This is a genomic window from Mesorhizobium sp. M7A.F.Ca.CA.001.10.2.1, assembly GCF_003998575.1.
Lineage (GTDB): Bacteria > Pseudomonadota > Alphaproteobacteria > Rhizobiales > Rhizobiaceae > Mesorhizobium.
Genome location: NZ_RZQY01000161.1, coordinates 1 through 10,190, shown reverse-complemented (window position 1 = coordinate 10,190; position 10,190 = coordinate 1). Strand labels below are relative to the sequence as shown.

At 62.8% G+C, this 10,190-nt stretch carries 9 protein-coding genes; 2 read left to right on the top strand and 7 right to left on the bottom strand.

The window, feature by feature from the left end:
• Positions 1-191: 191 nt before the first annotated feature.
• From ilvC to EN964_RS13090, 3 genes are all read right to left on the bottom strand, one after another.
• Entirely contained in the window at positions 192-1,211 is a 1,020-nt protein-coding gene (gene ilvC / locus EN964_RS13100) for a ketol-acid reductoisomerase (protein WP_013531065.1), read from the bottom strand.
• A gap of 25 nt (positions 1,212-1,236) precedes the next feature.
• Entirely contained in the window at positions 1,237-1,890 is a 654-nt protein-coding gene (locus EN964_RS13095) for a TetR/AcrR family transcriptional regulator (RefSeq protein ID WP_164749002.1), read from the bottom strand.
• Between the two features lie 147 nt (positions 1,891-2,037).
• Positions 2,038-2,496, bottom strand: a complete 459-nt coding sequence (locus EN964_RS13090; RefSeq protein WP_127270249.1) for a MarR family winged helix-turn-helix transcriptional regulator — start codon at positions 2,494-2,496, stop codon at positions 2,038-2,040.
• A gap of 94 nt (positions 2,497-2,590) precedes the next feature.
• Between EN964_RS13090 and EN964_RS13085 the strand changes: the two genes are divergently transcribed.
• Complete coding sequence (locus EN964_RS13085; RefSeq protein WP_127270251.1) at positions 2,591-3,316, top strand: glutathione S-transferase family protein; 726 nt, start codon at positions 2,591-2,593, stop codon at positions 3,314-3,316.
• A 36-nt stretch (positions 3,317-3,352) separates the two neighbouring features.
• On the opposite strand, the gene EN964_RS13080 is transcribed toward EN964_RS13085, so the two are convergent.
• The 3 genes from EN964_RS13080 to EN964_RS13070 all read right to left on the bottom strand — a co-directional run bounded on the left by EN964_RS13080 (position 3,353) and on the right by EN964_RS13070 (position 7,949).
• Entirely contained in the window at positions 3,353-6,163 is a 2,811-nt protein-coding gene (locus EN964_RS13080) for a CHAT domain-containing protein (protein ID WP_164749003.1), read from the bottom strand.
• A gap of 37 nt (positions 6,164-6,200) precedes the next feature.
• Entirely contained in the window at positions 6,201-7,403 is a 1,203-nt protein-coding gene (locus EN964_RS13075) for an NAD(P)/FAD-dependent oxidoreductase (RefSeq protein WP_236382982.1), read from the bottom strand.
• Positions 7,404-7,538: 135 nt separating this feature from the next.
• Entirely contained in the window at positions 7,539-7,949 is a 411-nt protein-coding gene (locus EN964_RS13070) for a helix-turn-helix domain-containing protein (protein WP_127269397.1), read from the bottom strand.
• A gap of 135 nt (positions 7,950-8,084) precedes the next feature.
• On the opposite strand from EN964_RS13070, the gene EN964_RS13065 reads away from it, so the two are divergent.
• Positions 8,085-8,978 carry an SDR family oxidoreductase gene (locus tag EN964_RS13065; RefSeq protein ID WP_127269396.1) on the top strand — a complete coding sequence of 298 codons (894 nt, stop codon included), beginning with the start codon at positions 8,085-8,087 and terminating at the stop codon, positions 8,976-8,978.
• A gap of 58 nt (positions 8,979-9,036) precedes the next feature.
• Here the strand turns inward: EN964_RS13065 and EN964_RS13060 are convergent.
• Positions 9,037-10,190 (bottom strand): KUP/HAK/KT family potassium transporter (locus EN964_RS13060; RefSeq protein WP_206528716.1); only part of this gene is annotated, 1,154 nt, incomplete at its 5' end.

Here is a 10,190-nt window from a genome sequence, read left to right as displayed (position 1 = left end):
ATCGGCAGGAACCAACTGATCCAGCGTCACCATCTCGAGCGCGGTCTGTTCAGGGGCGGGTCGCTTCAACATGACCCAGTGAATCAAAAACCCCCAGCAAATGCCAGGGGTTTGTCAGCAGTCTGAACGGCGCCACTTGGCGCCGTTTTTGTTCATGGAAGCCGCTGTTTTCGAGCGCTTGTGGATTTCGCTCAGTTCTTGGCCTTGTCGACCAGCTTGTTCTTGGAAATCCAGGGCATCATCGCGCGCAGCTTGGCGCCGACTTCCTCGATCTGGTGGCTGTCATTGTTGCGGCGGATGCCCTTGAAGCGGGACATGCCGGCGCGGTATTCCTGCATCCATTCCGAGGTGAATTTTCCCGTCTGGATGTCCTTCAGCACGCGCTTCATCTCGGCCTTGGTCTCGGCGGTGATGATGCGCGGACCCGAGACATATTCGCCCCATTCGGCGGTGTTCGAGATCGAGTAGTTCATGTTGGCGATGCCGCCTTCATAGATCAGGTCGACGATCAGCTTGACCTCGTGCAGGCACTCGAAATAGGCCATCTCAGGCGCGTAGCCGGCTTCCACCAGCGTCTCGAAACCGGCCCGGATCAGTTCGACCAGACCGCCGCACAGCACGACCTGCTCGCCGAACAGATCGGTCTCGCATTCCTCGCGGAAATTGGTCTCGATGATGCCCGAGCGGCCGCCGCCGACGCCGCAGGCGTAGGACAGCGCCAGGTCGAGCGCATTGCCCGAGGCATCCTGGTTGACGGCGACCAGGCACGGCACGCCGCCGCCCTTCTGGTATTCGCCGCGCACCGTGTGGCCGGGACCCTTCGGCGCGATCATGACGACGTCGACAGTCGACTTCGGTTCGATCAGGCCGAAATGCACGTTGAGGCCGTGCGCGAAGGCGATCGCCGCACCGTCGCGGATGTTCGGCGCGATCTCGTTTTTGTAGATGTCGGCCTGCAGTTCGTCCGGCGTTGCCATCATCATCAGGTCGGCCCATTTGGCGGCGTCCGCCACGCTCATCACCTTGAGCCCATCGGCCTCGACCTTCTTGGCGGTCGCCGAGCCGGCCTTGAGACCGATGGCGATTTCCTTGGCGCCGGAATCCTTGAGGTTGAGCGCATGCGCCCTGCCCTGGCTGCCGTAGCCGATGATGGCGACCTTCTTGCCCTTGATCAGATTGAGATCGGCATCACGATCGTAATAGACGCGCATTTTGTCTTCCTTCCCGTTTTATGAATCAGAGGCCCTGCGGCCCGGTTTTTGCTCCGAAAAGAGCGAGAAACTGCTGCGTCGCGCGCGCGGCATCGCCGCCGATCGCCGCCTCAGTCAATTTCAGCCGGTCGCCAAGCAGCAGACGGATCTGCACGTCGCGGGCGACCAGCCCGAAAAAGGTGCGGAACGCCGTCTCGGCATCCGCGAAATCCAAAAGTCCGGTCCGTCGGCCGGCCTCAAGCACCGGCTTCAACCGTTTGGCCAATGCGAAGCGGCCGTTCTCAAGCACCACGGCGCCGAGATTGTCCTTGCCCGAACCGGCATGGCTGACCGCCACCCGGTTGAGCGCGATCGAGGTGTCACTGGAGATCACCTTGAGCCAGTCCGAGGCGAAGCGTTCGAGACTTGCGGTCAGGGAGGCAAGATCGAGCCCCTTGCCGTCAACCGGCGCCACCCGCACTTTCGAGGCCTGCCACTGCACCGTCGCCGTCAGCAGCCCGTCACGGTCGCCGAACCATTTGTAGAGCGTTTCCTTGGAGCAGCTGGCGCGGCGCGCCACGGCGGTCATGGTCAGATGATCGCCCTCCTCGACCAGCAGCCGCAACGCCGCGTCGAGCACGGCCTTCTGCCGTTCTGTCAGCGCTTCGCTGGTGTCGATGTCGGGCACGCTGTGCAACACGCTCTTCTCTCGAAAGGTCGGGCCACCGGTCATTCCGGTATGCCGTACCGTACGTTACGGTTCGGCATATTGCGCAATCCGAGGCCGCGCGCAAGAGGGCGGGCGCAAAATATCTGCAAGTGATGCGTTGCCGCGCGACAAGCCTCGCTAATCGGAGGCTGGCGGATGGCGCAATCGTCCAAGCAGTGCGGAGACCCTGGTCAATTCATCCGCCGACAGTTTGGCGCCAACCAGTTCGGTGATCGACCGTCCGTAGACAGCCCACATCTGGCGGCGTGTCTCGCGGCCCTTGGCGGTGATGCGGATGGTCTGGCCACGACCATCATCGGCCACCGTCAGTTTCTCGACGAGCCCATCGGCCTCGAGCCGGGCCAGCAGCCGCGAAATGTTGTATTGCGCGAACAGAGTGCGCTCGATGAGCTGGAACGGCCGCAGCCCGCCCTCGCTCGCCTCAGCGAGCTCATGCAGCACGTCGTACCAGGCAAGCGGCGGCAGGCCGGCGGCCTTCAACGCTTCTTCAGCGCTTTCCATCAGTTGGCGCGAAACGCGCATCAGGCGAGCCCAGGCCTTGATGGCTTCTGGCGAAGGCGTGGCTTTCTCGGTCATGGCCAAGCATAGGCAGTAGATGCATCTGCATCAAGCTTGACGATCGATGCATGTGCATCTATATAGATGCAAATGCATTAACCTTGGAAACCTCATGGCACACAAGCTCATCCTCGTCAGCCATCACCTCTGCCCCTATGTGCAGCGCGCCGCGATTTCGCTGGCCGAAAAGGGCGTGCCGTTCGAGCGCATCGATATCGACCTGGCCAACAAACCGGATTGGTTCAAAGCGATCTCGCCGCTCGGCAAGGTGCCGCTGCTGCGCGTACAGCGAAATGGCGAGGAAACGGTGATCTTCGAATCGGCCGTCATCCTCGAATTCCTTGAAGAGACGCAAGCCAATCCCCTCCACCCTGCCGACCCCTATGCCCGCGCCCGTCATCGCGCCTGGATCGAGTTCGGTTCGGCAACCCTCAACGCCATCGGCCGGTTCTATTCAGCCTCGACCGAAGCTGGCTTCCTGGCCGAATCCAGCGCGCTGTCCGCCATGTTCGATCGCCTCGAAGCCGAGCTGGCGGACGAGCCCGGCGGACCCTGGTTCGCCAGCAGGCACTTTTCGCTGGTCGACGCCGTTTACGGTCCGGTCTTCCGCTACCTCGATGTCTTCGACCGCATCGGTGATTTCGGCATTCTGGACGGCAAACCGCTCGTCCGAGCCTGGCGCAAAGCGTTGAGTGAGCGCCCGTCGATCAGGCAAGCCGTGGCGCCGGACTATCCGCAGCGCCTGCATGCTTTTCTGCAAGCGAAGGGATCGCACCTTTCAGGCCTCATCCGGCAAAACGACCCGGCCACCGCGCTTCGGTCAGCCCGATCCGCTTGAACGGATCGATCGCGGGCAAGCGTTGGCTCGCGGCCGTCAGTTTTCGAACATGACGAAGGCGGCCCATACCCGAGGGTCCTGCGCGCCTGATATCTCGCCGTCGCGGGCATCGCGACGGGCCTGGCGCAGCGCTTCCGGATAAGTCCGCCCGGCGGCGAGATGGCCGTAGAAGCTCACCATGAAGGCAGCGGTTCCCGCATCGTCCACAGGCCAAAGGGTTAGCAACGAGCGCTTCGCACCGGCAATGTTGATTGCCGTCGGCAGGCCGCGCAAACCGCCGACGAATGTCTCCTGGCCACGGGCCGTCTCGCAGGCGGAGAGCACAAGCAGGTCGAGGTTCGACAAATCCCACATCATCAGCTCCATGCCATAGAGCCGGCCGTCATCATCATCGCGCTTCATCGATTGCCGGTTTCCCGACCGGGACAGCACGACCTCACTCTGCCACAGCGCATTCACGGCACCGACGCCGCCCTCTTTCTCGTCGCGGTAGGCACCATGTGTGGCCAGATGCGCGACCGTGGCCTGCTCGATGTCCTTGCGCAGCGCCCGTTCGCCGGCAGCCGTTCCGGTAAGGGTCTCGACCGAATAATGATCGCCGCGCAGGATCGAGGCGATCGCGTCGACCTCCTTGCGGGTACCCGGTAGCGGCTCGGCACCCTTCTCCGCACCCCGTGCGTAATCCAGGCCGCCGGCCAGCAAGGCCTTGCCGGACTTGGGAAAACTCTGATCGATGCCTGCGTTCAACAGCGATTCCGGCCGGGTCAGCATGCGCACCAGGAAGCGATCATCGAGCGACGCGCCCTTGCTGTCCTGCAGCAAGGGGAATGGCACCGAAAACAGCTTGCCGTCCGGCACCACGAAAAGCGTGTCGGCGCCGCCAAGCGACGGCTCCAGAGGTGCGATCAGACCGGCGTAAAGCCCTGTGAATGTCGCGTTCAGATCGACCAGGGTCACAGCGCCACGCTCCTGCGCGGAGCGGGTCGACCTGAGGTTTGCCATGCGGGTTTCCCGGGCGGCTGGGATGAGCCGGCGCGGATCGCCGAGGTCATAGAGCGACGGCTGCTGGTCCTTGCGCGTGACGATCGCGTAGAGCCGTTCGTCTTCCAGCGGATCGGCGCTCTCGCGGTCCGCCCGCCACTTGCGAGTGATGAAATAATCGATCAGCGCCTCGTTGGGCTGCAGCAGCGTGTTTGCGGATGGCAGTGGCTTGTCCACCACGCTTTGGTCGAATCTGTACTTCGTCGTAACTCTCGTGATCGCCTTTTCGTACGCCGCCTGAGCCTGGTCGGGCTGTACCGCACCTGGATCGTCGGCACTGTCGCCACTGGAAGCAGCCTCCTGGTAGGCCAGGGACAGCCGTATCCCGGCCTGGATCAAATGCCGTGTCTCCATATCGTTCGGATCGATCAAACGCGACAGTCTGCGCAACTGATCCCGTTTGTCGTTTTCGAGTGTCGGCCAGCGACGCACCGCTTCAGCGAATGCCGGCACTGCCGATGCGTTGTTTTTTGCCAGCCGCGCATAGTCGTAGAGCATGTCATCGGCCAAGGCGCGGCTGGCTTCAGCGACGACCGGGTTGGCGGCCGTGCTCACCTGGAACCAATTCCAACGCAACATGTCATCGTTGAGAGCCGCAAAATCGGTGGCTGCAGCCTCGGGATTCGACTTCGCCTTGAGGTTGGCCATGGCCTGCCGCGCGGCAAAGGTCAGCGGGTGCACCGAGCCGTATGTCGATCCGGCGATGCTATAGGCCCGATCGAGTTGGTTCATGCTGTTTTCGGTATCGCCCATCGCGGCGAAATGCGCGGCGAGCAGGTTGGCGATCTTGATTGCCAATATCTCGGGATAACTCGCGTCGTTGGTCAGCGGCAGCAAGCGTGCGAGCGTCGGCGCGTCGAGCGGCTGTGCACCGGAAAGAGCCCTGGTGTAAAGCAGCCAGGCATCGGCCTGCTCAATCAGATTGCCTTCCTGCTTGAGGAGGACAGCGATATCCCGGTCCTGCTGGAAATAGCGCAAGGCCTCGTCGTACTTGGCGAGGTCGAGATAGTCCTGAGCCGTGTTGTTGGCGCTAACCAGAACGTTGAAGTGATTTGGCCCGTAGTAGCCGATACGTTTCTCGAGCACATTCAGGTCGTACTGTAAGGCGCGTGTCGGTGCCCCGATCTGACGCAGCATGTCGGCCAGATTGTTCTGCAGCTTCCAGGTGAAGCGATCGTCCTGGCCAAGCACCCGCTCCGCAATCTCCAGATTGCGCTGGTCAACGTTGATCGCCGCAGCGATTTGACCGAATGCAGCGATCCCTGTCGCCAGCACATCGTTGGCATACATGAGTTCCAGGGATTCCGTGCCTTGGTAGTGGGCGTAGAGATTGGTTGCCGTAGCGCACATGGAAACGAAGCCCTGATAGTCTTTCTCGGCCTGTTTCAGCATTGCGTAATTGAGATAGAAATCGGCACGCTTCGCGACATCCTGCTGCATCGCCCTGGTTTTCAGGCCTTCGGCGAAAATCTCCTCGGCGTTGTCGAGGATCTGGTTGTTGAGGAACGTCGCGCCGGCGTTCGAGTAGCTCTCCACGGTGAACTCGTAGAGGTCGCTCCTGGCCGCATCGAGCAGCGCTGCCCGCAACTGCGCATAACCATCGTCGAAGCGCCCGACCTCCATCATCAGCTTGTAGGCCGCATCGATCCGAACTTTCAGCGCCTCTTCACTGCCTGCTGGAGTCTGCTGACCGGCTTGGCCCGGCGTCTGAGCTTGCGCCGTCGGCAAGGGCGGCGCCACGACCGACGTGGCCAGGACAGATGCAACGACCTGCATCAGGCCTAGCGATTTTCGGACTATGGACATGACAGCGTTCATGCGGATCGGTCTGATGCGAAAAACTCTAGGATGCGGTCGTATCATGATCCGGATTTTGTCCGAAATCCCACCGCGTTTCCTCAAGTCCAATCCGCCTGAACGGATCGATCACGGTTCCCGCCACCATCGAGGCGAGGAATTGCGGCGCCGGCGGGATTTTTGCCACCGTCGCCACCAGCCTGTCGCGGAGGAAGGGCAGCGCCACCGAATCCGACTGGTAGAACGGCGTGAATGCCAGCGACAGCGCCTGGAAGACGCGGACATGCCAGCGCCGCGCCCTCGCATAGGCCTCCAGCGCTGCCTCGACGTTTGACGCCCGCGCCAGCGCATTGCTGAGCGCCGCGGCATCGAGCAGCGCCATGTTCGCCCCTTGCCCGAGTTGCGGACTGGTGGAATGCGCCGCATCGCCGATGACGGCCAATCGCCTACCGGCCGGAAGCTTCATCGTGTGGTGGCCGTAGCGGGCCAGCGAGAGCTGGTCGAAACTGTCGATCTGGCTGGTGAACGCCTCGCTCTGCGGCCACAGCCGGACCACCCTTTCCTTCCAGGCGTTCAGGCCGCGAACGCGCACCTCATCGGCATCCGACGGCTTCAGGCTCCAGAAGAAGGCCGCCATCTTTTCAGCGCCCGGCTCCGGTCGGCCGATCGGCAGCACGCCGATCATCACGCTCGCTTTGTCGTAGCGTTGCAGCAGCGCGTGCTCGTCGAAACCATCGCCACGCCAGCCGAGCGAGGCCCAGAACGCACCATAGGTGAGTGGCCGCGGCTCGCCTGGAGCGCTTTCGCGGCGCAGTTTCGAGCGCGAACCGCTGGCGTCGACGACCAGATCGAATGGCCCTGCCCTCCGCCCGTTGCCACAGATCAGCGTCGCCCGTTCGCCGGTCTCCAGGGCCTCGATCTCGACGCCGGTCTCGATGGCGATCGCCTCGCTCTGCGCGGCGCGGAAAAGCACACCGAACAAAGCCGCCCGGTGCACCGCCAGCCCGAAGCGGCCACCGCGTTGCGCATCGTAGCGGACATCGAGCACCGTGCGGCCAGTGGAAGCATCGGCGCCATGCAGGCGGTCTATGCGGCTGCCCAGCGCCAGTATGTCGTCGAGCAGGCCAAGACCGGCCAGTACCGTCAGCCCTGTCGGCTGAAGAATCAGCCCGGAGCCGACCGGCTTCGGCTCATCGAAGCGCTCGAACACGGTGACCCGATGCCCGGCACGCCTGAGATAGAGCGCCACGGCCAGTCCCGCCGGCCCGGCGCCTGCAATTGCGATATCATAGGAAATGCCAGTGCCCCCAAAGCCGGATTGGCCGGGACAATCCTTCAGCGGCGGGACGAAATCAAGCCGTCACCAACGGCTTTGCGCCGCTGGTCAGCCTTGGGCGGCGTCAAAATCGGCGCGTGCGCCGCGCACCGCATCATGATTGAGCTCGGCCCACAGGATCAGCTGATGCAAGGCGCCGAACATCGAATGCCCGAGATCGGTCAGGCTGTACTCGACGCTCGGCGGCTTGGTCGGGAACACCTCGCGATGCACATAGCCGTCGCGCTGCAAATCGTAGAGCGTCTGCGTCAGCATGCGCTGTGAAATGTCCGGCACCAGCCGCCGCAACTCGCCGAAGCGATAGGGCTGCTCGGCCAAAGCCATCATCAGCAGCGAGCTCCATTTGCCGCTCACGCCCTGGATGACCTCGCGGACCGGACAATTGGCGAAGTTGCCGCCGCCGGAGACCGCCTTGTAGACCTCCAACTTCGATCTCAGATTGACGATCTTGCTGTCCACCGCTGGTTCCCTGCGCGTGCCTACCTCCCGAAAAACTGCCTTCTTTACGGCTCTGGGTCAATTCCTATTTTAGTGCTGGTCTCTTTTTGAGACTGCCCCTCGAACCGCCTTAGCGGCGCAATGTCAGGATCTTCCATGACCCAAACCCTTCTCGTCACCGGCGCTTCCGGCCAGCTCGGCCGCAGCGTCATCAACCACCTGCTGGACACGTTCAAGGTCCCCGCGGGCCGGATCATCGCCACCACCCGCAATCCGGAAAACCTTGCCGAGTTGGCGGCGCGAGGCGTCATCACAAGGGCGGCTGACTTCGACGACACACTATCGTTGGAGGCTGCTTTCAAGGGCGCCGACAGGGTGCTGATCATCTCGACCGGCGAGATCGACCTGCTACACGGCAAGCGCCTGAGGCAGCACCAGAACGCGGTTGCCGCCGCTAAAAAGGCCGGTGTTTCCCACCTTCTCTACACCTCGATGCCCAACCCGGAACCGGTTTCGCCGGTGCTGTTTGCCAATGATCACTACGGCACCGAGCAGGCGATCAAAGCGAGCGGCATCCCCTACACGATCTTCCGCAACGGCTGGTACCAGGAGAACCTGTTCATGGCCCTGCCGCACGCGATCGCTTCGGGAAAATGGTACACGTCCGCCGGCGAGGGCCGCGTTGCGCCTGGTGCGCGCGACGACATGGCAGCAGCGATCGCCGCCGGTCTCGCTGCCGTTTCGAACGAAAGCAAGACCTACACCTTGACCGGCCCGCAGGCCTACACCACGGCTGAGATTGCCGCCCTGGTAAGCGAGGTCACCGGCAAGCCGCTCGATGTCGTCCAGGTTTCGGATGAAGCCTTGACCGAAGGCGTGAAGGCATCAGGCGTTCCCGAGGATTTCGCTGAGGTCATCGTGTCCTTCGACGCCAACACGCGCGCCGGCCGTATCGCCATGGTGACCGACGCAATCGAGTCGCTTTCGGGCAGGACGCCAAAGACGTTGAAGCAATTCCTCGAGGCGAACAAGGTCGCCCTGGCCGGTTGAAGCGGAGTGACATGGACTGTGCCGTGAGGCACAGTCCATTCGCCGATCCGGCATGCCCCTAGATCGCCACCTGCGTGCCGATCTCCACCACGCGCCCGGTCGGGATCTGAAAGTACTCCGTCGCGTCGGCCGCAGTGCGGGCCAGGCCGATGAACAGCCGGTCCTGCCACACCGGCATGCCGGAATTGGGCGAGGCCTTGAGCGAACGCCGCGACAGGAAGAACGAGGTCGTCATGATGTCGAACTTCCAGCCCTGCTTGCGGCAGATCGCCAGTGCGCGCGGGATGTTGGGCTGCTCCATGTAGCCGAAGGTCAGCGTCACCCGCATGAACAGCTCGTTGACCGTCTCCATCTTGACCCGGTCGCTGTCGGGCACCACCGGCTGCGGCGCGGTCACCACCGAAAGGATGACGTTCTGCTCATGCAGCACCTTGTAGTGCTTCAGGCTGTGCATCAGCGCGGTTGGCGCGCTTAGCGGATCGCTGGTGAGGAAGACGGCGGTGCCGGAGACCAGCTGCGGCTTCTTCTTCAACAAATTGCCGGCAAGGAAATCGAGCGGGATCTCGTTGCGGCGGGTCTTGTCGAACAGATAGCGGCTGCCGCGCACCCAGGTCCACATGGCCAGCACGACGGTGAAGGCCACGGCCAGCGAGGCCCAGCCGCCCTCGAACACCTTGACGATGTTGGAGGCAAAGAAGCCGACATCGATGAAGCCGAACAGCGCCGTAAGCGAGATTGCCACCCACAGCCGCCATTTCCAGATGCGCGTCATGACGACATAGAGCAGCACCGTCGTCACCAGCATGTTGCCGGTCACCGAAATACCGTAGGCCGACGCCAGCCTGCTGGACTCGCCGAAGCCGACCACCAGCATCATCACCACCAGCGCCAGCAGAAGATTGACGCGCGGCATGTAGATCTGGCCGGACTGTTTCTCCGACGTGTGCAGGATTTCGAGCCGCGGCAGCATGTTGAGCTGCACCGCCTGCCTGGTCAGCGAGAACGCGCCTGATATCACCGCCTGGCTGGCGATGACCGTGGCGGCGGTCGCCAGCACGACCATCGGGATCAGCGTCCAGCCTTCGTTCATCTCGAAGAACGGATGGCCGACGACGCCATTCTTGGCCAGCACGAAGGCACCCTGCCCGGCATAATTGAGCAGCAGGCAGGGAAACACGATCGCCAGCCAGGCCAGCACGATCGGCTTGCGGC

What these genes read in the sequence shown, in the direction of transcription:
- ilvC (WP_013531065.1), bottom strand. Translation starts at nt 1,211, where the DNA reads ATGCGCGTCTATTACGATCGTGATGCCGATCTCAATCTGATCAAGGGC.
- EN964_RS13090 (WP_127270249.1), bottom strand. Translation starts at nt 2,496, where the DNA reads ATGACCGAGAAAGCCACGCCTTCGCCAGAAGCCATCAAGGCCTGGGCT.
- EN964_RS13085 (WP_127270251.1), top strand. Translation starts at nt 2,591, where the DNA reads ATGGCACACAAGCTCATCCTCGTCAGCCATCACCTCTGCCCCTATGTG.
- EN964_RS13080 (WP_164749003.1), bottom strand. Translation starts at nt 6,163, where the DNA reads ATGTCCATAGTCCGAAAATCGCTAGGCCTGATGCAGGTCGTTGCATCT.
- EN964_RS13065 (WP_127269396.1), top strand. Translation starts at nt 8,085, where the DNA reads ATGACCCAAACCCTTCTCGTCACCGGCGCTTCCGGCCAGCTCGGCCGC.